The organism is Ruegeria sp. CDSA021 (assembly GCF_059612325.1).
The window spans coordinates 49883-71738 of record NZ_JBXWQJ010000011.1 but is presented as its reverse complement, the minus strand read 5'-3'; the positions used below and the strand labels follow the sequence as shown (position 1 = coordinate 71738).

Annotated in this window: 21 protein-coding genes; 16 read left to right on the top strand and 5 right to left on the bottom strand. The window is 57.4% G+C overall.

The features are described 5' to 3' along the window. Genes AC2FLD_RS15215 through radC form a run of 8 tightly spaced genes read left to right on the top strand, consistent with a single transcriptional unit; the run spans position 1 to position 6194 of the window. Complete coding sequence (locus tag AC2FLD_RS15215) at positions 1–765, top strand: thiazole synthase (protein ID WP_496670179.1); 765 nt, start codon at positions 1–3, stop codon at positions 763–765. After that, positions 762–1358 carry a thiamine phosphate synthase gene (locus AC2FLD_RS15210; protein WP_496670178.1) on the top strand — a complete coding sequence of 199 codons (597 nt, stop codon included), beginning with the start codon at positions 762–764 and terminating at the stop codon, positions 1356–1358. Before AC2FLD_RS15215 ends, AC2FLD_RS15210 begins: the two co-directional genes overlap by 4 nt. Further along, positions 1355–2320 carry a HesA/MoeB/ThiF family protein gene (locus tag AC2FLD_RS15205; RefSeq protein WP_496670177.1) on the top strand — a complete coding sequence of 322 codons (966 nt, stop codon included), beginning with the start codon at positions 1355–1357 and terminating at the stop codon, positions 2318–2320. The genes AC2FLD_RS15210 and AC2FLD_RS15205 overlap by 4 nt, the downstream gene beginning before the upstream one ends. A gap of 20 nt (positions 2321–2340) precedes the next feature. Then, positions 2341–3276, top strand: a complete 936-nt coding sequence (locus AC2FLD_RS15200) for an ABC transporter substrate-binding protein (protein ID WP_496670176.1) — start codon at positions 2341–2343, stop codon at positions 3274–3276. Then, positions 3273–3947: a thiaminase II gene (tenA, locus tag AC2FLD_RS15195; RefSeq protein ID WP_496670175.1), complete on the top strand. Its 675-nt coding sequence runs from the start codon at positions 3273–3275 to the stop codon at positions 3945–3947. Before AC2FLD_RS15200 ends, tenA begins: the two co-directional genes overlap by 4 nt. Further along, positions 3944–4672, top strand: coding sequence for an ABC transporter ATP-binding protein (locus AC2FLD_RS15190; RefSeq protein ID WP_496670174.1), 729 nt, complete (start codon positions 3944–3946; stop codon positions 4670–4672). Before tenA ends, AC2FLD_RS15190 begins: the two co-directional genes overlap by 4 nt. Then, positions 4669–5403, top strand: a complete 735-nt coding sequence (locus AC2FLD_RS15185) for an ABC transporter permease (RefSeq protein ID WP_496670173.1) — start codon at positions 4669–4671, stop codon at positions 5401–5403. Before AC2FLD_RS15190 ends, AC2FLD_RS15185 begins: the two co-directional genes overlap by 4 nt. A 35-nt stretch (positions 5404–5438) precedes the next feature. Then, on the top strand, positions 5439–6194 hold the full coding sequence (gene radC, locus AC2FLD_RS15180) for a RadC family protein (RefSeq protein WP_496670172.1): 756 nt from the start codon (positions 5439–5441) through the stop codon (positions 6192–6194). A gap of 3 nt (positions 6195–6197) precedes the next feature. On the opposite strand, the gene AC2FLD_RS15175 is transcribed toward radC, so the two are convergent. The 3 genes from AC2FLD_RS15175 to secA all read right to left on the bottom strand — a co-directional run bounded on the left by AC2FLD_RS15175 (position 6198) and on the right by secA (position 11520). After that, positions 6198–7748, bottom strand: a complete 1551-nt coding sequence (locus AC2FLD_RS15175) for a phosphate ABC transporter substrate-binding/OmpA family protein (RefSeq protein ID WP_496670171.1) — start codon at positions 7746–7748, stop codon at positions 6198–6200. 24 nt (positions 7749–7772) lie between these two features. Further along, entirely contained in the window at positions 7773–8702 is a 930-nt protein-coding gene (locus AC2FLD_RS15170; protein ID WP_496670170.1) for a hypothetical protein, read from the bottom strand. A 100-nt stretch (positions 8703–8802) separates the two neighbouring features. Then, complete coding sequence (secA, locus tag AC2FLD_RS15165; protein WP_496670169.1) at positions 8803–11520, bottom strand: preprotein translocase subunit SecA; 2718 nt, start codon at positions 11518–11520, stop codon at positions 8803–8805. A gap of 176 nt (positions 11521–11696) precedes the next feature. Between secA and AC2FLD_RS15160 the strand changes: the two genes are divergently transcribed. Genes AC2FLD_RS15160 through mutT form a run of 3 tightly spaced genes read left to right on the top strand, consistent with a single transcriptional unit; the run spans position 11697 to position 14173 of the window. Then, positions 11697–12545 (top strand): peptidylprolyl isomerase, encoded by an 849-nt coding sequence (locus AC2FLD_RS15160; RefSeq protein WP_496670168.1) that lies wholly within the window; start codon positions 11697–11699, stop codon positions 12543–12545. Between the two features lie 6 nt (positions 12546–12551). Beyond that, complete coding sequence (gene argJ, locus AC2FLD_RS15155) at positions 12552–13778, top strand: bifunctional glutamate N-acetyltransferase/amino-acid acetyltransferase ArgJ (protein ID WP_496670167.1); 1227 nt, start codon at positions 12552–12554, stop codon at positions 13776–13778. Continuing rightward, positions 13775–14173 carry an 8-oxo-dGTP diphosphatase MutT gene (mutT, locus tag AC2FLD_RS15150; protein ID WP_496670166.1) on the top strand — a complete coding sequence of 133 codons (399 nt, stop codon included), beginning with the start codon at positions 13775–13777 and terminating at the stop codon, positions 14171–14173. Before argJ ends, mutT begins: the two co-directional genes overlap by 4 nt. A gap of 105 nt (positions 14174–14278) precedes the next feature. Here the strand turns inward: mutT and AC2FLD_RS15145 are convergent, their stop codons facing one another. Continuing rightward, the gene (locus AC2FLD_RS15145) at positions 14279–14689 is read right to left on the bottom strand and encodes a nuclear transport factor 2 family protein (RefSeq protein WP_496670165.1); all 411 of its coding nucleotides are present in this window, start codon (positions 14687–14689) and stop codon (positions 14279–14281) included. A 497-nt stretch (positions 14690–15186) separates the two neighbouring features. Then, on the bottom strand, positions 15187–16038 hold the full coding sequence (locus AC2FLD_RS15140) for a class I SAM-dependent methyltransferase (protein ID WP_496670164.1): 852 nt from the start codon (positions 16036–16038) through the stop codon (positions 15187–15189). A 584-nt stretch (positions 16039–16622) separates the two neighbouring features. On the opposite strand from AC2FLD_RS15140, the gene AC2FLD_RS15135 reads away from it, so the two are divergent. The 5 genes from AC2FLD_RS15135 (at position 16623) to AC2FLD_RS15115 (ending at position 21803) form a co-directional block, all read left to right on the top strand. Further along, positions 16623–18566 (top strand): AMP-binding protein, encoded by a 1944-nt coding sequence (locus AC2FLD_RS15135; protein ID WP_496670280.1) that lies wholly within the window; start codon positions 16623–16625, stop codon positions 18564–18566. Positions 18567–18627: 61 nt separating this feature from the next. Continuing rightward, complete coding sequence (locus AC2FLD_RS15130) at positions 18628–19446, top strand: ABC transporter ATP-binding protein (RefSeq protein WP_050604581.1); 819 nt, start codon at positions 18628–18630, stop codon at positions 19444–19446. Positions 19447–19475: 29 nt separating this feature from the next. Next, a complete protein-coding gene (locus tag AC2FLD_RS15125) occupies positions 19476–20462 on the top strand; it encodes a branched-chain amino acid ABC transporter permease (RefSeq protein WP_050604580.1) in 987 nt (328 codons plus the stop codon). Between the two features lie 3 nt (positions 20463–20465). Then, positions 20466–20723 carry a hypothetical protein gene (locus tag AC2FLD_RS15120; protein WP_050604579.1) on the top strand — a complete coding sequence of 86 codons (258 nt, stop codon included), beginning with the start codon at positions 20466–20468 and terminating at the stop codon, positions 20721–20723. Positions 20724–20726: 3 nt separating this feature from the next. After that, a complete protein-coding gene (locus tag AC2FLD_RS15115) occupies positions 20727–21803 on the top strand; it encodes a branched-chain amino acid ABC transporter permease (RefSeq protein WP_050604578.1) in 1077 nt (358 codons plus the stop codon). The last annotated feature ends 53 nt before the right edge of the window (positions 21804–21856 follow it).

Here is a 21856-nt window from a genome sequence, read left to right as displayed (position 1 = left end):
ATGAAAACCTTTTACGGCACGGAACTGTCAAACCCTTTGATGCTGGGCACGGCCCAATATCCTAGTCCCGCCATTCTGGAACGGGCCTTTCGCGAAAGTGGCGCTGGGGTCGCAACCGTATCCTTGCGCCGCGAATCCGGTGCCGGGCAGACCTTTTGGCAGATGGTCCGGGAACTGGGCGTCTTGATCCTGCCAAACACGGCTGGCTGTCACACGATAAAAGAGGCTGTGACCACCGCCCATATGGCCCGCGAAGTTTTCGAAACGGCGTGGATCAAATTGGAACTGATCGGACACACGGACAGTTTGCAACCAGATGTGTTCCAGTTGGTCGAAGCCGCCCGTACCCTGACAGAAGACGGGTTTCAGGTGTTCCCCTACACCACCGACGATCTGATCGTGGGCGAACGCTTGCTGGAAGCGGGGTGCGAGGTGTTGATGCCCTGGGGCGCGCCCATTGGGTCCGGGCGTGGTCTGAATAACGAATATGCCCTGCGTGCAATGCGGGCCGAGTTTCCGGATGTTCCACTGGTGGTGGATGCCGGTATCGGCCTGCCCAGCCATGCGGCCCACGCGATGGAGCTGGGCTATGACGCCGTGCTGCTGAACACAGCTGTGGCCCGCGCCGGAGATCCCGTTCTAATGGCCAACGCGATGGCGCAGGCGACGCTGGCCGGGCAGTTGGCCCATCAGGCAGACCCGATCGAGGCGCGCGATATGGCCGAACCCTCGACCCCTGTTGTTGGAAAGGCATTCCTGTCATGACGCTGGATCGTTTTTATCCAATCTTTGATCACTCGGACTGGCTGCGCCGGATGTTGCCGCTGGGGGTCAAACTGGTTCAGCTGCGCGTCAAGGATCAACCAGATCAAAAGGTGCGTGACCAGATAGCGGCCTCGCGTGATCTCAGCCGCGCCTATGGGGCGGTTTTGGTGATCAACGACTACTGGCAGGACGCCATCGATTTGAGTTGCGATTGGATTCACCTGGGGCAGGAGGATCTGGACGATGCCGACCTGAAAGCCATCCAAAAAGCGGGTCTAAAGCTGGGCGTTTCCACCCATGATGATGATGAGCTTGAGCGTGTGCTGGCCATGGATCCCGATTACGTGGCGCTGGGACCGGTCTACCCAACCATCCTGAAAAAGATGAAATGGCATCAGCAGGGCCTGCCCCGCGTGACCGAATGGAAGGCACGGGTTGGTGACATTCCTCTGGTTGGCATCGGTGGCATGAGTGTCGAACGTGCAGCAGGTGTGTTGGAGGCCGGGGCCGATATTGTCTCGGCCGTCACGGACATTACCCTGAACGCTGACCCCGAAGGGCGGGTGCGTGCATGGATCGAGGCCACAAGATGAGTCGATACGCCCGTCAGACGCTTCTTCCCGAAGTCGGAGCCGAAGGGCAAGGCCGCCTGTCTGCCGCCCGAGTTTTGGTGGTGGGCGCGGGCGGGTTGGCCGCACCGGTCCTGCCGCATTTGACAGGGGCCGGAGTGGGGCGGATCACGATTATCGATGGTGACACGGTCGATCTGTCGAATCTGCACCGCCAAACACTGTTTTCCGAGGCAGATTGCGGGCACCCGAAGGCAGCGCGCGCCGCTGACCGATGCCGCGCGTTGAATGCCGAGGTGGAGATTGCTGCGCTGCATCAGAAACTCACCAGCGAAAACGCGGCCTCACTGGTCGCGCAGGCTGACGTCATTCTGGATTGCGCGGATAGCTACGCGGCCAGCTATATCTTGTCCGACACGTGCCTGGCACAAGGCAAACCGTTGATCAGCGCCTCGGTTTTGGGACTTTCGGGCTATGTCGGTGGTTTCTGCGGCAGGGCCCCGTCCCTGCGCGCTGTGTTCCCGGATGCGCCGGACAGCGGGGCTAGCTGCGCCACAGCGGGCGTTCTGGGTCCTGTGGTTGGCGTGATCGGATCGATGCAGGCGCAAATGGTGTTCAACCTGATTCTTGGATTGGAGCCATCACCCTTGGGGCAGATGGTGCAATACGATGCGCGTACCCTGCGCAGCACCGGGTTCCGCTTTGACGATGCACCCGAGCCGAATACATGCTTTCGGTTCCTGTCTGCCAATCAACTGACGGATACCGACCAGATCGTGGAACTGCGCGATATCGAAGAAGCACCAGTTCCAGCACATCCAGATGCCATCCGTATGTCGCCGGAAAATTTGCAAAGCATAGGCCCTAACAAAGGGAAAAGATTAGCGCTGTGCTGCGCTACGGGCCTGCGGTCGTGGCGCGCAGCCGAACAGATACAACCGGATTGGCCAGGCGAGATCGTCCTCGTCGCGGCCTCAACCTCGTGAGTGAAAAGGAAACGCAAGACATGAAAAAGCTGATGACAACCATTGCCCTTCTAGCTGCAGCGCCAGCTTGGGCCGAAGACAAGATGACCGTCCTGCTGGATTGGTTTATCAACCCTGACCACGGACCCATCATCGTGGCGCAAGAAAACGGCTATTTTGCCGAGCAGGGGCTTGAAGTCGAGATTGTCCCACCCGCGGATCCGTCCGCCCCGCCCCGTCTGGTGGCTGCCGGTCAGGCGGAACTGGCCGTGTCGTATCAGCCGCAGCTGCACCTGCAAATCCACGAAGGCCTTCCCCTGAAACGCGTTGGCACACTGGTCGCGACACCGCTGAACTGCCTTCTGGTGTTGGAAGATGGTCCGATCAAGTCGCCCGCAGACCTCAAGGGCAAGAAAATCGGCTTCTCGGTTGCCGGTGTCGAAGAAGCCATCCTTGGCACCGTTCTTGGCAAATATGACGTTGCTCTGGACGATGTTGAGCTGATCAACGTCAACTTCTCGCTCTCGCCGTCGCTAATGACTGGTCAGGTAGACGCGGTGATCGGGGCTTATCGCAATTTTGAACTGAACCAGATGGATATCGAAGGTCGTCCCGGCACTTGCTTCTATATCGAGGAAGAAGGCGTGCCGTCTTATGACGAGCTGATCTACGTCGCCAACCCCGAAACGATGGATGCAAACAAGATCGCCCGTTTTCTTGCTGCGACCGAAAAGGCGACCCAATACATCGTCAATAATCCAGAAAAAAGCTGGGAGATCTTCTCGGCCACCTCGCCTGAGCTGCGGGATGAGCTGAACGCCCGTGCCTGGGTCGACACGCTGCCACGTTTTGCGCTGCGCCCGGCAGGTTTTGATGCCGGTCGGTATGCCCGGTTCGAAGCGTTCCTGAACGAAAGCGGCATGATCGACGGCATCCTTCCGGTCAGCGACATCTCCATCGATGTGACCGCGCAATGAACGATTATGGCAAAGCCTTCGCGCTGATGCGTGACGCAGCGCAAGAGCCGTGGCGGGACTATACCCGCCACGCTTTTGTCGAGGGGATGAAAGACGGTACGCTTCCGCGCGAGGCGTTTCTTCACTATCTGCGTCAGGATTACGTTTTCCTGATCCACTTCTCTCGTGCTTGGGCACTGGCAGTGGTGAAATCTGAAACGCACGAAGAGATGTTGGCTGCGTCACGTACTGTGAATGGCCTGATCAGCGAAGAGATGAAGCTGCATATCGGTGTTTGCGAAGCCGAAGGTATTTCGCAGGCCGAGCTGTTTGCGACCCCCGAAAGACAAGAGAACCTCGCCTATACCCGCTTTGTCCTTGAAGCAGGATACAGTGGTGATTTGCTGGACCTTCTGGCAGCGCTGGTGCCTTGCGTCATGGGTTATGGTGAGATCGGTGCGCGACTAGCGTCCGAAGCGAGCTCCGAAGCTTATCGTGACTGGATCAACACTTATGCTGGTGAGGATTATCAAGGCGCTTGTAAAGCGGTTGGAGAGTTGTTGGATTCGGCTCTAACAAGGCGAATTGGGGCGGATTTCGAGGCTTCTCCTCGTTGGGATCGCATCTGTAAGACCTTCCGCACAGCAACTGAGTTGGAAGGCAACTTCTGGCAAATGGGCCTGACCCCATGACCCTTGCGCCCGATCTGACAATCAGCGGATCAGCCACAATCGACGGCGCGACTTTGTTTGCGCCGCTGACCCTGTCCCTTGGGGCGGGGGCGTGGACCTGTTTGCTGGGCGGATCGGGCGTTGGAAAAACCACCGTTTTGCGGCTGATCGCCGGGCTTGAGACCGGGGCTACATTCTCGGGCAAGATCATGGCCAGCGATGGTCTGTTGGTCTCGGATCGGGTGGCCTATATGGCGCAGGATGACCTTCTGCTGCCCTGGGCAACGGTGGCGCAGAACATTTCACTTGGTGCGCGGCTGCGGGGCGAAAAGCCCGATCTGGATCGGCGCGACCGCCTGATCAAACGGATGCGCCTGCAGGATCATATGACCAAGAAACCGTCCGAGTTGTCGGGGGGACAAAGGCAGCGCGTCGCGCTGGCCCGCACGCTGATGGAAGATCGGCCCATCGTGCTGTTGGATGAGCCATTTTCGGCGCTCGACGCCCGTACTCGCGCCGATATGCAGGATCTGGCCGCCGAGGCGCTGGCCGGACGGACCGTTCTATTGGTCACGCATGACCCCGGTGAAGCTGCGCGCTTGGGGCAATCCATTGTTGTCATGACAGAACATGGCCTGACCCATTGTGAACCGCCGCATGCCCCGGCCCCGCGCAGCGTGGATGATTTGGAGACACTGGAAACTCAGGGTGCTTTGCTACGACTTCTGCGGGAGGGTGCAGCATGAAGTACCTGTCCGCACTGGCAGCCACCCTGTTTGCACTGGTCATCTGGCAGGGGATTGTGACCCTGACCGGGTTGCCAAAGTTCATCCTGCCTGGACCCGCCTTAGTGGCCGAAACCTGGTGGCAAAACAGGTGGTTGATCGCCGAGCATGCGTGGATCACCGCAGTTGAAGTTGTCATAGGCTTGGCCTTCGGAACGGTGCTGGGCGTCATCACAGCACTGCAATTGGCGAATTCGCGCGCCGCGCGAGTTCTGGTGCAACCCATGCTGGTGTTCACACAGGCGCTGCCGGTCTTTGCGCTGGCACCGTTGCTGACCCTGTGGCTGGGCTATGGCCTGTGGTCCAAGGTCGCGATGGCGGTGCTGATCATCTATTTCCCAATCACGTCGTCCTTTTTTGACGGGTTGATGCGAACACCGCCGGGCTATCTGGATCTGGCACGCACCATGCAGGCCAGCAAACGGTCAGTGCTGTGGCACATTCGTATTCCGGCGGCCCTACCATCGTTGGCTTCGGGTATGCGTTTGGCGGCAGTGTATGCGCCGATCGGGGCGGTGATTGGTGAATGGGTCGGCTCGTCGCAAGGGCTGGGTTATTTGATGCTGCTGGCCAATGGCCGCGCCAAGACCGACCTGATGTTTGCGGCGATGCTGACGCTGGGTGTGTTCTCGATCCTTCTGCACATGATCGTCCGCCGCGCCACCGCGCACATGGCGAGGGAGGCGCGTTAACCAATCAGAAACCGATTCTGCGTCAAGATGAACCCATGACACAGGACGCCTTTGCCGAAGCCCCCATGCTGTTTGACACGGACGAAGCGCCGGCGCAGCCGCTGCCCTCTGGTCGGTTACCCTCCTACATTAAAGACCATCGCAAGCGGCTGCGCGAACGCTTCATGGCGGGCGGGTCGGCGGCGATGCCGGATTATGAGTTGCTGGAATTGGTGCTGTTTCGCTCCATCCCCCGGCAAGACGTAAAGCCGCTGGCACGTGCTTTGCTGGATGCCTTTGGGGATTTCAACCGCGTGTTGACCGCACCGGAAGAACGGTTGCGGCAGACCAAAGGCGTGGGCGATTCGGTGATCACGGATCTGAAGATTCTTGAAGCTTGCGCCCATCGGATGGCGCGCGCTCGGGTGATGCAGCGGCATGTGATCTCGGGTTGGGATGCGCTGCTGGATTATTGTCACACTACTATGGCCCATCGCGAAACCGAGCAGTTCCGGGTGTTTTATCTGGACCGAAAGAACGTTCTGATCGCCGATGAAGAACAGGCCAAAGGCACTGTCGATCACGTGCCAGTCTATCCGCGCGAGGTGGCGAAACGGGCGCTGGAGCTGAATGCCTCGGCCTTGATATTGGTCCATAACCACCCTTCGGGTGACCCGACGCCCTCGCAGTCGGACATCGATATGACCAACCGTATTCAGGATGCTTGTTCGGCCTTGGGGCTAACCCTGCACGATCACCTGATCATCGGCAAATCGACCGAGCTGAGCTTTCGGTCGGAAGGGTATTTGTAACCTCTACTGAACCCAGATTTCGACCCGACGGTTGACCTTGCGACCCCATTCGGTGTCATCACAGGCCATCGGCATCGCCTCACCAAAGCCTTCGGCAGATACCTCGATACCTTCGGGCAATGACGACTCCACAGCCGCCAGCACTGCATTTCGCACGGTTTGCGCGCGCCGCAAGGCGATGCGTGCATTTGCAGCGGCGCCGCCGTCACCGTCGCTGAAGCCGGCAAACACCAGCTTGCGCGCTTTCAATGATCCGGTTTCAAGCATCTGAGCCAGGTGCTGAATGTTCGAGCGGGATTGCGCATCAGGGCGTGAGGATCCGGGCTCGAACCGAACAGACAAGGACAGACGCGACAATGGGCGCAGCGTGTCGATCATGCGCTGCAACTCTTCCAGCCCAACCTCGGCCCCCCCTGTGACGATGGCATTGGCAAGCCTGTCGCCCTGTACGCCAACTGGCAGAGTTTCGGGCGATTGGTCGATATAACCTGCGCCCCGTATCGCCATCTGCGCCCCAGGGCTTTGGGAATACGCCAGAAACTGCCGCGCAATCCGTGGCAGACGCCGGTCCGGCAGATAAAGGAACATCGGCTGGGTCAGAGGATAATCCTCGGTCTTGATCGATTGTCGGGTTGCGGCAAGCGGATGCCCGCAGCCTCCGGTCAACGGCAGGGTGCGGGTAACATCGGCCACAGCCTTGCTGGCGATCCCGATGGAAAAGGGGTCTTTTGCCACAGCGTCAATCATATCGCGCGTTCGGCTATGAGGAATTGCCGCCTTGGATAATTCGGCACCCGCGGTTCTCAGAACCTGATCCTCGACCGCCTGTGCAAGCCCAGAGCCCGTTTCCGGGACATGCAAGGCGATCGGAGCGTCCGGCCCCCCTAAATCCACCCAGTTGGTCACATCACCGGACAGAACGCGTATCAAATCCGCCATCGAAATCTGCTGTATCATGCTGTCCGGGGCCACCACCGGGACCATGGCGTCCAAGGCGATAACCCGCGACCGTCGCGACCGTTTCAGATCGCCCAGACCTGCGGCCTCGGCCTCTTCTCGTTCTGCCTCGCGCACTTCACGCTGGGCCATCACGATATCTGTCTGATCCGCGATAAAGTCACTGAACCCACGCGCTGTTGTGCCGACGTTAAAATAAAACCGTGCCAGCGGTGCGGAACGGTTGGCCTGTCTGAGCTCATAGACGAAACTGTCCGAATCCACGCGGGCGGGGGTTGCAGTCAGGTTTTCCTGCTGCGCGAACCCGATGATCAAAGCGGGCAAAACTGTTTCGGCCATGACCGATGAGCCGGAAAACCAAAGCTCGGCCACAAAATCCGTCAGGTTCGGACAGGCGGGACCGTCGCAGGTGACGCCAGACCCATCCACCGTCAGAGCGCCAAACTGAGTTTCAACGCGGTAAAACTCGCCGTCAAAACCCAATAGATTGCCGGTCACTTCGACCTTGCCGTCATGCGACGTCAGGGTGATATCCTGCGCCACAGCGCCGGTTGCGAATGAAATCAGCGCAGCTGCCGCTACACGGAAAATTGTCATAAGAGAGTCGAACCTGCCTGCGGATTACTTTGTCGCAATTGTCAGGTCTGAGAGCAAATTATTCAACACCAGAAACTCACCGGCCCGTGAACAATCGGGCAGGGTCAGCGACATGTCGCGAGACCGCAAGCGGCGGTCTGACAGCAGCTCCAGGGCTTGCACGTTCAGCGTGTGCCCACAATTTGCTTCTGTCACTTCGGCCTCGACCGTCAGGTCGATTGTGCCGGACTGATCCGATGCGCCTGCAGGGAAAGAATACACTTCGATATTCTGTGCCCTTTCGTGACCGGTCTGACCCAGTCGCAGGACATCTCCAGCGCCGTTGGCCGATGCGTCATCCCATACATGGCCATTGCCGCCATAGCTGGCGCCAAACTCTAATGCGTGTATTTGCAACTCGGTCTCGCCTTGCCATTGCAGAGCCACACGATTGTATTTGGCAATGTCAGTCACGTGAGTGGTGGCGACAGAGCCGGTTTCATCTTCGAACGAAATCAGGAAAATCGCATATTCCGACAAGGCCGGGATCGTTATTTGCAACGCGCCGGACGCGTCGGTCATCTTGCTGACAGTCAAGCCGCTGTGATGGATTTCAACACGTTCTTCGGTTTTGCACGGCGCTTTGAGCGACAGACGAGCCATTGCGCCGGGAACGGCGATAGCGCGGGCGCTGATATTGCAATCCGACGTCCCGGGAGCTGAAGGGGCCGCGCGAGAAACCGGAGCGGTATTGCCAGGAACAGCGTCTGAGGGTGTGTCTGAGGGTGTGGCCGAGGTCAAAACGATGTCTTCCAGCCCGGACAGAACCGAGGACTGCTGCGCGGCCGAAGCCACATCTACACCCGCCTGCGCACGGTTGTGCTGCGCAGTTGGGCCGTTTTGCATCAAGAAGCCTATGCCCAACGCACAGGCGACCGTGCCACACATGGTCACGTAGTTGCGAACTACAAACAAGACACCCTCCCCAGTTGAAGGAGCAGCTTGTACCTTCGCCTCGAATCGCGGCCAATTTGTGGCCGCGAGGCGGACTCATTGTGATCAGAAGATGTTTACGTCAGGTCAATCTGCCATGGCAGTGCTTGAACTTCTTACCTGTTCCGCAGGGGCAAGGGTCGTTGCGCGATGGGTTGCCCCAGGTTGACGGATCGTTTTCGTCAAACCCAGGAAGTGCGTCGCCTGATGCCGCAGCTTCGGCTTTTGCTTCGGCCTGTTCGGTGGCCTGATCGACTGCCTGTTGCGTCTGCGCCTGTTGTGCTGCCATCTGCGCCATCATCTCTTTCTGTTCTTCCTCGGTCAGAGGTCGCACACGAGACAATTGCTGCGTCACGGTTTCGCGCAAGGAATCCAGCATCCCTTCGAACAGCTGAAAGCTTTCGTTCTTGTATTCGTTCAGCGGATCGCGCTGGGCATATCCGCGGAAACCCACGACAGAGCGGAGATGTTCCAGCGTTAGAAGATGCTCACGCCATTTGCTGTCGATGGTTTGAAGCAGAACCTGCTTTTCGATGTTGCGCATATTCTCGGGGCCGAAGGCCACAGCCTTTTGCGCCATCATCTCGTCGGCGGCCTTGACCAGACGTTCGCGGACCTGCTCGTCATCCACCCCTTCCTCCGCGGCCCAGTCTTGAACCGGGGCGTCGATGGTCAGCTTGTCCTTGATCGCCTCATGCAGCCCGTCTGTATCCCATTGATCAGCATAGGATTTCGGCGGCATATATTCGTCGATCAGGTCGTCGATCACTTGTTCGCGCATATCCGATACGATTTCGGACAGGTCATCGGCCGACATGATCTCACGCCGCTGGCTGAACACCACCTTACGCTGGTCGTTCATCACGTCGTCGAATTTCAAAACGTTCTTTCGCATGTCGAAGTTGCGGCCTTCGACCTTGGATTGCGCCCGTTCCAGCGACTTGTTCACCCAGGGGTGTACAATTGCCTCGCCCTCTTTCATGCCCAGCGTCGTCAGCACCTTGTCCAGGCGCTCCGAGCCAAAGATGCGCATCAGGTCGTCTTCCAGGCTCAGGTAGAACACAGTTCGGCCGGGGTCACCCTGACGGCCCGAACGGCCCCGCAGCTGGTTGTCGATGCGGCGGCTTTCGTGGCGTTCCGAGGCCATCACATACAGACCACCAGCAGCCAGAACCTTTTCCTTTTCCTCGGCATGGCGTGCCTCTTCCGCCGCGCGCAGTTCGGACGGGTCGGCTTCGGGGTTTTCTTCCAACGCCTTCAGCACCTTCATCTCGACATTGCCGCCCAGCTGAATATCGGTGCCGCGACCGGCCATGTTGGTGGCAATCGTCACAGCACCCAGACGGCCTGCATCGGCAACGATCTGGGCTTCCTGCTCGTGCTGGCGGGCGTTCAGAACGTTGTGCTCGATCTTCTCCTTGGTCAGCATCTGGCTCAGCAGTTCCGATTTCTCGATCGAAGTAGTGCCCAGCAAAACCGGTTGGCCTGTTTCTTGCGCCTTTTGGGTTTCGGAGATCATCGCGCCGTATTTTTCAAGGGCGGTGCGATAGACCTGATCATCCTTGTCGATACGGGCAATCGGCTTGTTGGTTGGAACCTCGACCACGCCCAGACCATAAATTTCCTGAAATTCTTCGGCTTCGGTCAGCGCGGTGCCGGTCATGCCGCCAAGTTTGTCATACAGGCGGAAATAATTTTGGAAGGTCACGCTGGCCAGCGTCACGTTTTCCGGTTGGATTTGAACGTTTTCCTTGGCTTCAATCGCCTGATGCAGACCTTCCGACAGGCGGCGGCCCGGCATCATGCGGCCAGTGAATTCATCGATCAGCACCACATTTCCGTCGCGCACGATGTAGTCTTTGTCGCGCTGGAACAGTTTGTGCGCGCGCAGACCCTGGTTCACGTGGTGCACGACCGTGGTGCTTTCCGGGTCGTACAACGAATGCCCCTCTGGGATCAGCCCACCTTCCAGCAACAGTTGTTCCAGAAACTCGTTGCCTTCATCGGTGAAGGTCACGTTACGCGCCTTTTCATCCAGAGCAAAGTGATCTTCATTCAACGAAGGAATCAGCGCATCAATGGCCGTATACAGATCCGAACGGTCCTGGGCAGGACCCGAGATAATCAGCGGTGTCCGTGCCTCGTCGACCAGAATCGAGTCGACCTCGTCCACAATCGCAAAGTTGTGGTGTTTCTGATATACCTGCTCTAGATCTGCTTTCATGTTGTCGCGCAGATAATCGAAGCCCAGTTCATTGTTGGTGGCATAGGTGATGTCGCATTTATAGGCGGCCATCTTCTCGTTATCGGGCTGACCCGACCAGATCACGCCGGTGGTCATGCCCACGGAGGCAAACACCTTGCCCATCCATTCCGAGTCGCGCTTGGCCAGGTATTCGTTCACCGTGACGATATGCACGCCCTTGCCGGTCAGAGCGTTCAGATAGGCAGGGAGGGTCGCGACCAGCGTCTTGCCCTCACCGGTTTTCATTTCCGAGATATTGCCCTGATGCAGGAAAGCCCCGCCCATCAACTGCACATCAAAGGCACGCAGACCCAATGCACGTTTGGCGCCCTCACGTACGTTGGCGAAGGCTTCCGGCAGCAGATCATCCAGGCTTTCGCCATCCAGCGCCCGTTTGCGTAGTTCTTCGGTCTTGTCGATCAGACCCTGATCCGACAGTTTCTCGAACTTGGGTTCCAGCGCATTGATCTTTTCGACCAGCGGGCGGGTCGCCTTGATCTTGCGGTCGTTCGGTGTTCCGAACACCTTTTTGGCGAGCGTTCCGAGTCCCAGCATGTTCACTCCAGCGGATCTGTTCTTATCGTGGTTGCGACAGGCTTGCCCACCTTGCGCGCAACCCATAGATACGGGGGGTGAAAGGCGGCCCTGTCCAAGGCTTCAAAGCGATGTAAGCGGCAGGTTCCAGAGTGTCAACGCCGCGCCCTGTCGCGGCAAGGAAATAGGATGATTCAATGCCCAAAGGCCTCACTTTTCTGCCATCGCTGGCTCTGACTGCCATGATGGCACTGCCGCTGGCCGCCGAAACCCAGCCCGATGCGTCCACGGTTGTGGCGCGCGTGAATGGTGATGAAATCACACTCGGTCACGTGATTGCGACCGTTGCCGTTCTGCCGGCGCAATACCAGCAGGCCGAAGATGACGTACTGTTCGATTTCGTGTTGGAACAACTGATCCAGCAGCAATTGCTGGGACAGCAACAAGATGGTCTGAACAAACAGAACGCGTTGACACTCGACAACGAAAAACGGTCGCTTCAGGCGGTTCAGACGGTCGCAGCCCTGACCGAAACCGTCGTCACGGACGAGGCCATTCAGACTGCTTATGACGCGCAGTTCAATGAATTTGCGGGCGAAGACGAATTCGACGCCAGCCATATTCTGGTTGAGACAGAAGAAAAAGCCAAAGCGCTCAAGGCACAGCTTGATGACGGTGCCGATTTTGCCGAGCTCGCACGTGAAAACTCGACCGGCCCGTCCGGCCCCAATGGCGGTGCATTGGGATGGTTCGGAAAAGGCCAGATGGTGCCCGAATTTGAAGGCGCAGTGATCGCGTTGGAAAAAGGGCAGGTTTCGGATCCGGTCCAGACCCAGTTTGGTTGGCATCTGGTCAAACTGAACGACAAGCGTAAGACCGAAGCGCCCGAGCTGGATGCCGTGCGAAATGAGCTGGCCCAAACCATCCAGCAGGACGCCATTCAGGCGCGGATCGACGAACTGACGCAGCAGGCGCAGATCGAACGCCCCGCGCTGGACGGCGCAGGCCCCGAGGTCATGCGCCAACTGGACCTGATTCAGGAGTAAAGACCCGTGGCCACGATCACAAAGGTTTCGCCGCTGGCGCCTGTGTCCTTCCCTGAACTGCCTGCGATTGACGGTGTGCGTTTTGGCACCGTCGAAGCGGGCGTGCGCTATCAGGGCCGCACCGATGTCATGCTGGCCGTTCTTGATCCGGGCACGTCTGTCGCCGGGGTCTTTACACGTTCAGCCACACGGGCCGCGCCGGTGCTGGACTGCCAGGAGAAAATCGGCGGGTCCAGTGATGGGCCTGCGGCGATCCTGGTGAACTCGGGCAACGCCAATGCTTTTACCGGGCATTATGGTCAAACATCGGTGGCCGAAGTGACGCAGGCCGTCTCGAAGGCAACCGGCGTTCCAGTCGAACGAGTCTTTACCTCATCCACCGGCGTGATCGGTGAACCGCTGCCGCACGACCGCATCGTCTCACAGCTTGAGGTCTTGAAATCCGGGCTCAGCCGCCACGCCATAGAAGACGCCGCACGTGCTATCATGACCACCGACACGTTCCCGAAGGGGGCCAGCGCACAGGTCGAGATTGATGGAAAAACAGTCTCTATTGCAGGGATTGCGAAGGGATCCGGCATGATCGCCCCGGACATGGCGACCATGCTGGTCTATATCTTCACCGACGCACAGGTCGAGCAATCGGCGCTGCAATCGATGCTGGGCGCTCAAACCGACCGTACCTTTAACTGCATCACTGTGGACAGTGACACCTCGACCTCGGACAGTCTGCTGCTGTGCGCAACTGGCGCGTCGGGCGTGGACGCCTCTGGCAACGCAGCGTTTGCCGAGGCTTTGGAAACGGTGATGCTGGATCTTGCCCAGCAAGTGGTGCGCGACGGGGAAGGGGCAACGAAATTCGTGGAAATCCGCGTGACCGGAGCCGCCTCGGATGCCGACGCCAAGACCCACGGACTGGCGATTGCCAACTCTCCGCTGGTCAAAACCGCCATTGCGGGTGAAGACCCCAACTGGGGCCGCGTGGTCATGGCCATTGGCAAATCCGGTGCGGCGGCGGACCGTGATCTGCTGAGCATTTCCTTTGGGGAAATTCTGGTGGCTGAAAAGGGTTGGGTCAGCCCCGATTACCGCGAGGAAGCAGCGGCCGCTTATATGAAGGGTCAGAATCTGGTGATCTCGGTTGATCTGGGTCTGGGCGACGGGCGTTCCACAGTTTGGACTTGCGACCTGACTCATGGCTACATTGAGATTAACGCGGATTACCGTTCATGAAGACAGTATTAGTGTCTGCTGTTGCCCTGATCGACATCGAGGGCCGCGTCCTGCTGGCTCAACGTCCCGAGGGCAAATCCATGGCGGGTCTCTGGGAGTTCCCCGGCGGCAAGATCGAACCCGGCGAAACGCCCGAAGCTGCCCTGATCCGCGAATTGCACGAGGAACTGGGCATCGACACCTGGGCCTCGTGCCTCGCACCGTTGACCTTCGCCAGCCACAGCTATGAGGACTTCCACTTGCTGATGCCGTTATTCGCCTGTCGCAAGTGGGACGGAATTCCGCAGTCGAAGGAGGGACAGGCGCTGAAATGGGTGCGCGCGAATGATCTGCGCAACTACCCGATGCCTGCGGCGGACGTGCCGTTGATTCCGATCCTAAGGGATTGGTTGTAGGCGTGTGACAAGGCGGGCACTTCAGTGACCTGATCAGTGATCTGATTGGGCGACGGTTGCAAATATCGAAGCGGCCATAGCCGAACAGTTTTCAGTCTTTGAGCTTTAGGCCCAGCCTAGTTGTTTCAAAGAGTAAGCGTCGTTCCAGATCTTGGTCATATGCCTGATCTTGTCGCCGTCGAACTCGATCGCGTAAACGTAATCGGCAGCCAGCTTTTTCCCAGTGGCCGGCACGGGTCCATCAACCGAATGGGTTCCATGGAAAACGGCGAACGCGTTTACAATTCCGCGCTCATCATCTGTCGAAAAGGATTTGAGTTCGTAATGCCCATCCGGAATAGGTGTTAACAGTCCCTTCATCCAGTCAGCGTAGCCTTCCAAGGTAGTAACGTCAGCCAGCGCGTCGGCTTGAGCCGAAAATGTAGCCCCCTCGTGACAGAAGTCCTTGCACCCGTCCCAGCCCTTACCTGTATCGCAGGCCTCTAAGAATTCTCTTCCGATCTCTTGGATTGACATTCGTTCCGCCTTTCAAAAATCTACCAAACCTTTCGGGCAATAAGTCGAACTTCACCAAACAGGGTACGCCCAGTTGGGTGGATTTCAAAATGGTTTACTCTTGGCCTCGGCATGTGCACCGTGGCGGGTGGGAGTGACGCTAAAACCCCTGGTTGCACCGATGCGGATGAAGTTTGCTTTAAGGCGCGACGCCCAAACAGAAAGGTCTCTCACCAACCCTGATACAACTTGCGAGACTTGAGAAAACATCGGGCAAAACTTGACGTTGATCGTGCCTCTTTCCCTCTACTGAGGTCGCTGCGTTCACGACTTGGTTTTATTACATCGTCCGCTGTCGTTGTACCAAGTGACGAGGGGATAAAATGCGGATGGTCAATGGATGACCCTTAAAAGCTGCAAATGCGTGGGCAAGAAGGGTGGATCAAAGAATGTCCAGGCACTTTCGCGCTGCCAAAAAAGCCGATTGTGAAAGCCGCCAGCCTCGGACTGCAATCTTTTCAGCGCAACGGCAGCTTGTTGTGGTTCGGGTTTTTGAACAACAATACGCCATCCGTTTCGATCTGTGGACGCCCTTGGATCAACGTATGAATAACTGGGCGGTCCATCTCGAGCTTCCATCCTTTCGACAGGAAAAACTCCTGCAAAGCGCCTTCAAGATAGCGAGAGTGCGTTCCGATAAACACGCGTTTTACAAGCTTTTCTATGCTATCGAAATTGTTCCGCACAAAGTCCAACTCCGAACCCTGAATGTCGATATGCAGCAAATCGACAGCTTCGCCATTCGAGAGGTTCTCGAGCGTATAACAATCCAGCTCGGTATAGTTGCCTTTGGCTCGGGCTTTGGCCAGAATCTCTTCGTTCGGATAAAAAATCGGCTCTGCGCCCCAGTTTTCATGTGCCTTTTCAAACTTGGGGAATAGCGCAATGCCTTCCTTGCTAGCGGCAACTCCGTTGACGAGACGGAATTCGTCCGGATTGAAACCGTTCAGCTGAAACGTTCGCTCGGCATTCGCCAGATGAGAACCGTCACCTTCAATACCGATCAAATCAACGTTCAGGCCTCTTTTTTTCGCGACGAAGCCCATGTTGTTCAACCAGCATGCCCAACCACAGCCGAGCTCGATTATTCGATAAGTGCCAGACGCCTCTTTCACAGACAGAAGTGCCGCCGCCCATTCCGCGATGTCGGCATGCCAATTTCCCGGATCGGGGATCGCCTCTACCGAGCCTGCCAACGGTTCCAGAATGCTGGGCATCACGCGAGGTTCGATCCTGACGCCAAGGAAGTTGGTTATCAACCCGTCTCTTGCTTCTGGATCAGGTTCGGCGAAGTCGCGAATCAGTTCCATGGCCGGGAACTCGCAGATGTAGTTGTACAGCGGATGTCCGGCACCGGCGTGGTATACCTGAGTTCGCGTATTAGGGCAAAAATGCCGTCTGAAGTATCGCCTTAGTCCCACTCTTCTGTCCTGAAGTAATTAGAGGGCCACCTCTCATTGATCGGATAGCAGACATTGTCCAGCTTTCCTCGGCAAAAAAAGCAGTGATTGTCGCGCTATCGGGTTTTCAGCGCAGTGTTCCGAAGCGGCCTTTAGTCAGGTCGTGGCCTATGTGCTATCTCGTGTCAGCGCCTTTCGTCCTAAATCGTTTTTTGCGCGAAGAATCCAGATGCTTGCGTCAAGCTCAACCCGGATCTTGGCAGGCTCGTCCAATTGCACGGCAAGCGCATCTTGTAGAAATCTCACCTTTCAATGCCTGTTACAATTCGTAAGAATTGAGAAAACATCAGGCAAAACTTGACGCTGATCGTGGCAATGTCCCTAATCGGGACGCTGGCATCCGGGGCGACCTCTGGTTTGCCGTTTCCGGTCTTGAGGAGGACCGGATGGGGAGGAGAAAAAGATTGGCTCAGACGCAGTCGGGCGCTGAAGGGATGCAGTCTCTTCCGGCGCTGCTACACCGCAATGTGACCCAGTTCGGGGATGCCCCGGCCTATCGGGAAAAAGAATTCGGGATCTGGCAATGCTGGACCTGGGCAGAAGCCGCCAGGGAAATCCGCGCCATCGCGCTTGGATTTTTGGAGCTGGGCGTTGCAAAGGGCGACCATATCGCCGTCATAGGCCGCAACCGCCCGGCGCATTACTGGTCGATGGTGGCAGCGCAGATGGTGGGTGCGGTACCGGTGCCATTGTATCAGGACGCGGTCGCCGAAGAGATGACTTATGTGATGGAACATTGCGGCGCGAAATATGTCGTCTGCGGTGATCAGGAGCAGGTCGACAAGGTCATCGAAATTCAGGAAAAAGTACATCAGATCGAACATATCCTGTATACCGACAAGCGCGGGATGCGGAAGTACGACCACAGCCAAATGAACGCGCTTGAAGACATAATGGCCGAGGGTAGCGCCGGTCACGCGCGGTTCGATGCGGAACTGGACAAGCGTATCGCTGCGATCACTTATGACGACACCTGTGTGATGCTCTATACCTCGGGCACCACGGGTAAGCCGAAGGGTGTCGTGCTGTCCAACCGCAACGTCATCGAAAGCGCAAAGAATTCTGCCGAGTTCGATCATCTGACCCGAAGCGAAGATATCCTCTCTTACCTGCCGATGGCCTGGGTGGGTGATTTCATATTCTCAATTGGTCAGGCCTATTGGTGCGGGTTCTGCGTGAACTGCCCCGAAAGCGCCGACACGATGATGACGGACCTGCGCGAGATCGGGCCGACCTATTTCTTCGCTCCGCCGCGCGTGTTTGAGAACCAGTTGACCAATGTGATGATCCGGATGGAGGATTCGAGCAAGCTGAAGCAGCGCATGTTCCATCACTTCATGGCGCATGCCAAGAAAGTCGGAGGTCTGTTGCTGGACGGTAAGCCGGTGGGTCTTGGCGATAAGTTGAAATACGCGCTGGGCAATCTGTTGGTTTACGGACCGCTCAAGGATACGCTCGGCTATGGCCGGTTCCGCGTGGGTTATACGGCGGGTGAGGCAATTGGGCCGGAAATCTTTGATTTCTATCGTTCATTGGGCATCAACCTGAAGCAGCTTTATGGTCAGACTGAAGCAACCGTATTCATCACAGTACAGCCCGATGGTGAGGTGCGTGCCGATACGGTTGGCGTCCCCGCGCCGGATGTTGAGCTGAAGATCGATGACAAGGGCGAGATCCACTATCGCTCGCCGGGCGTGTTTGTTGAATATTACAATAACCCGGCCTCGACGGCCTCGACCAAGGATTCTGAGGGTTGGGTTGCGACGGGCGATGCCGGGTTCATCGAAGAAAGTTCGGGCCATCTGCGGATCATCGATCGCGCCAAGGATGTGGGCAAAATGGCCGACGGGTCGATGTTCGCGCCCAAATATGTCGAGAATAAGCTGAAGTTCTATCCGGATATTCTGGAGGTCGTTCTGTTCGGCAACGGCAAAGATCACTGCGTGGCTTTCATCAATATCGACCTGACGGCGGTGGGAAACTGGGCAGAGCGCAACAACGTGGCCTATGCGTCCTATCAGGAACTGACGGCAAATCCTCGAGTGTTAGAGACGATTCGTGACCATGTGGAAGAGGTCAACAAGTCGGTCGCGGCCGACGAGATGCTGTCGGGCTGCCAGGTGCATCGTTTTGTGGTTCTGCACAAGGAACTGGATGCCGATGATGGTGAGATGACCCGGACCCGCAAGGTGCGTCGGGGCTTTGTCGAGGACAAGTTCCACGACATCATCACGGCGCTTTATGACGGGTCCGAACGCGTGTCGACGACAACCGAAGTGACCTATGAGGATGGTCGCAAAGGGTCGATTTCGGCGACGCTCGAGATTGTCGACGTGCCGGTTGTAGCGGTTGTACAGCACAAAGTGGCGGCGGAATGAGCGCCGCGACCTGCGGTTATCGCCCCGCCGCCGTCTTGTTTTTTGTGTCAGGGAGTAACTGATGCTGGATAATTCCGAAGGATATGTCACCGAAGACGGCCGCAAGATCGGCGGCGTGGTGATGGAGATGAAGAACATCACTCTGCGCTTTGGCGGGGTGGTGGCGATCAAGGATATCTCGTTCGACATTCGTGAAGGTGAAATCCGCGCCATCATCGGGCCGAACGGGGCGGGCAAATCCTCGATGCTGAATGTGATCTCGGGGTTCTATGTTCCGCAAGAGGGCGAGGTCTGGTTTCACGGTTCAAAGCGCCCTCAGATGCGGCCCTTTGAGGTGGCGCAGCAGGGCATTGCGCGGACGTTCCAGAATATTGCTCTGTTCGAAGGCATGAGCGTGCTGGACAACGTCATGACCGGGCGGTTGAGTTTCATGAAGACGAACATGCTTCAGCAGGCGCTGTGGAAAGGCAAGGCCGAGGCGGAAGAAACAGAGAACCGCGAGGCCGTCGAGAAAGTTATCGACTTTCTTGAGATTCAGCACATCCGCAAAACGCCGGTATCGCGCTTGCCATATGGCCTGAAAAAACGCGTCGAACTGGCCCGCGCCTTGGCGGCAGAACCCAAGCTGCTGCTGCTGGATGAACCGATGGCGGGCATGAATGTCGAAGAAAAAGAGGACATGAGCCGTTTTATCCTCGATGTGAATGACGAATTCGGCACCACCATCGCCCTTATCGAACATGACATGGGTGTGGTGATGGATCTGAGCGACCGGGTGGTCGTGATGGATTACGGCAAGAAGATCGGTGACGGCACCCCCGACGAGGTGCGCAACAATCAGGAAGTCATCGACGCCTATCTGGGGGTCAGCCATGATTGATATCCGGTCAGATATTTGGGGAGGCACAGATGCCTGAACAACTCGTATTTGCGATGGAGGTCATCCTCAACGGTCTGATGGCCGGGGTGCTGTATGCTCTGGTCGCGCTGGGCTTTGTGCTGATCTACAAGGCGTCAGGGATTTTCAATTATGCGCAAGGGGTTATGGCCCTGTTTGCAGCGATGACACTGGTCGGGATCATGAACGGGCAAGTTCCGTTTGCCCATCTGATCAATTCCACATTTGGCACGCATTTCCACTATTTTGGCTGGAACGTGCCCGCACTGCTGGCGGTCATCCTGACGATGGGTGTGATGGTGCTGCTGGCCTGGGCGGTGCAACGGTTTGTGATGCGCCATCTGGTCGGCCAGGAACCGATCATCCTATTCATGGCGACCATTGGTTTGGCGTACTTCCTCGAAGGGGTTGCGGACCTGATGTGGGGATCTGAAATCAAGACGCTTGATGTGGGATTGCCGCAGGGGATCAACCTGTGGATTGACGAGACCACCTTCAACATCTTCGACTACGGCTTCTTCATCGACAATCTGGATATCGTCGCGACGGTGATTGCGGCGCTGCTGGTCGCGGCCTTGGTGGCATTCAGCCAATATACCAAACAGGGACGGGCGATGCGCGCTGTGGCGGATGACCATCAGGCGGCGTTGTCGGTGGGAATTTCGCTGAACTTCATCTGGATCATGGTCTGGTCGGTTGCAGGCTTTGTCGCCCTGGTCGCGGGTATTATGTGGGGCACCAAGTCCGGCGTGCAGTTTTCCTTGTCGCTGATTGCGCTCAAAGCGTTGCCGGTGCTGATGCTGGGTGGGTTCACCTCGATCCCAGGAGCCATCGTCGGCGGCCTGATCATCGGCGTAGGTGAGAAGCTGTTTGAGTTTGCCATTGGCCCAATGGTCGGCGGCGCGACCGAGAACTGGTTTGCTTACGTTCTTGCGCTGATCTTCCTGGTGTTCCGACCGCAGGGTCTGTTCGGCGAAAAGATCATCGAGAGGGTGTAGTGCATGACCAAGCTGATCGCCATCATCAACGTGATCGCATGGGCTGGGTTCTGGGCTTTTGGGTACATCGCCCTCACATCTGGCGATTTGACCGACGGCCAGTTGACCATCGCGGCAATCCTGGCCTTTGCCGGGCTGATCATGGGGGTTCTGGCCTACCTGAAACTGGCGCGCGCCTCAGAGGCGAGCGGCTATGCCAAAGGCTCCAACCAACTGGATGCCGCAGCCCGCAACCGGGCGCAGGAAGAATGGGGAAAGTAAGACATGTTCTATCGTGAGGCCGGAGATTTCAAAACCTCCTACACCGCTGACAGCCAGACTTTCCCGATCAAGTTTGACCGGTATCGGTATTATGTCGTGCTGGCCGTGGCGTTTGGTATCATTCCCTTCATCATCAACGACTATTGGGCAAACGCCCTGCTGCTGCCTTTCCTGATTTATGCGATCGCAGCGATCGGGCTGAACGTTCTGGTGGGCTATTGCGGGCAAGTCAGCCTCGGTACGGGTGGCTTCATGGCTGTGGGGGCCTATGCCTGCTACAAGCTGATGACCGCCTTTCCCGACGTCAGTATGTTCATCCATGTTATCCTTGCCGGAGGCATCACGGCTTTTGTGGGTGTTCTGTTCGGTCTGCCAAGTCTTAGGATCAAAGGGTTCTATCTGGCGGTGGCGACGCTGGCGGCTCAGTTCTTTCTTGTGTGGCTCTTCAACCGGGTGCCGTGGTTCTACAACTATTCGGCATCGGGCCAGATCAACGCGCCCGAGCGGGATGTGTTCGGCATCATCATTACCGGCCCAAACGCGCCGGCCTGGGCCACCTATCTGTTTTGCCTGATCTTCCTGACACTCTGCGCCATTCTGGCGCGCAACCTGACGCGCGGCACCATGGGCCGCAAGTGGATGGCGATCCGCGATATGGACATCGCGGCCGAGATCATCGGGGTGAATCCGCTGAAGGCGAAACTGACCGCCTTTGCCGTCAGCTCTTTCTTTGTGGGTATCGCCGGAGCGTTGTTCTTCGCGGTCTATCTTGGCGCGGTCGAAGTGGGCGAGGTGTTCGGCATTCAGAAATCGTTCCTGGTGCTGTTCATGGTAATTATCGGCGGATTAGGGTCTATTTTCGGTTCGTTTGCCGGGGCTGCGTTCCTTGTGCTGCTGCCGGTGGTCCTGAAGGTCGTCGGCGTCGATGTGCTCGGCTGGCCCACGGATATCGTGGCCCATCTGCAGCTGGTGATCGTGGGCGCATTGATCATCATGTTCCTGATCCTCGAACCACATGGCCTGGCGCAGCTTTGGCGCGTCGCGAAAGAGAAACTCAGACTCTGGCCATTCCCGCACTAAGGGTGGCCCAATCATAAAGACGGGTGCGAAACCCGAAAACACCATCGGATCAA

Coding starts and splice junctions, on each gene's coding strand:
- AC2FLD_RS15215 (WP_496670179.1), top strand. CDS start 1: ATGAAAACCTTTTACGGCACGGAACTGTCAAACCCTTTGATGCTGGGC.
- AC2FLD_RS15210 (WP_496670178.1), top strand. CDS start 762: ATGACGCTGGATCGTTTTTATCCAATCTTTGATCACTCGGACTGGCTG.
- AC2FLD_RS15205 (WP_496670177.1), top strand. CDS start 1,355: ATGAGTCGATACGCCCGTCAGACGCTTCTTCCCGAAGTCGGAGCCGAA.
- AC2FLD_RS15200 (WP_496670176.1), top strand. CDS start 2,341: ATGAAAAAGCTGATGACAACCATTGCCCTTCTAGCTGCAGCGCCAGCT.
- tenA (WP_496670175.1), top strand. CDS start 3,273: ATGAACGATTATGGCAAAGCCTTCGCGCTGATGCGTGACGCAGCGCAA.
- AC2FLD_RS15190 (WP_496670174.1), top strand. CDS start 3,944: ATGACCCTTGCGCCCGATCTGACAATCAGCGGATCAGCCACAATCGAC.
- AC2FLD_RS15185 (WP_496670173.1), top strand. CDS start 4,669: ATGAAGTACCTGTCCGCACTGGCAGCCACCCTGTTTGCACTGGTCATC.
- radC (WP_496670172.1), top strand. CDS start 5,439: ATGACACAGGACGCCTTTGCCGAAGCCCCCATGCTGTTTGACACGGAC.
- AC2FLD_RS15175 (WP_496670171.1), bottom strand. CDS start 7,748: ATGACAATTTTCCGTGTAGCGGCAGCTGCGCTGATTTCATTCGCAACC.
- secA (WP_496670169.1), bottom strand. CDS start 11,520: ATGCTGGGACTCGGAACGCTCGCCAAAAAGGTGTTCGGAACACCGAAC.
- AC2FLD_RS15160 (WP_496670168.1), top strand. CDS start 11,697: ATGCCCAAAGGCCTCACTTTTCTGCCATCGCTGGCTCTGACTGCCATG.
- mutT (WP_496670166.1), top strand. CDS start 13,775: ATGAAGACAGTATTAGTGTCTGCTGTTGCCCTGATCGACATCGAGGGC.
- AC2FLD_RS15145 (WP_496670165.1), bottom strand. CDS start 14,689: ATGTCAATCCAAGAGATCGGAAGAGAATTCTTAGAGGCCTGCGATACA.
- AC2FLD_RS15140 (WP_496670164.1), bottom strand. CDS start 16,038: ATGGAACTGATTCGCGACTTCGCCGAACCTGATCCAGAAGCAAGAGAC.
- AC2FLD_RS15135 (WP_496670280.1), top strand. CDS start 16,623: ATGCAGTCTCTTCCGGCGCTGCTACACCGCAATGTGACCCAGTTCGGG.
- AC2FLD_RS15130 (WP_050604581.1), top strand. CDS start 18,628: ATGCTGGATAATTCCGAAGGATATGTCACCGAAGACGGCCGCAAGATC.
- AC2FLD_RS15125 (WP_050604580.1), top strand. CDS start 19,476: ATGCCTGAACAACTCGTATTTGCGATGGAGGTCATCCTCAACGGTCTG.
- AC2FLD_RS15120 (WP_050604579.1), top strand. CDS start 20,466: ATGACCAAGCTGATCGCCATCATCAACGTGATCGCATGGGCTGGGTTC.
- AC2FLD_RS15115 (WP_050604578.1), top strand. CDS start 20,727: ATGTTCTATCGTGAGGCCGGAGATTTCAAAACCTCCTACACCGCTGAC.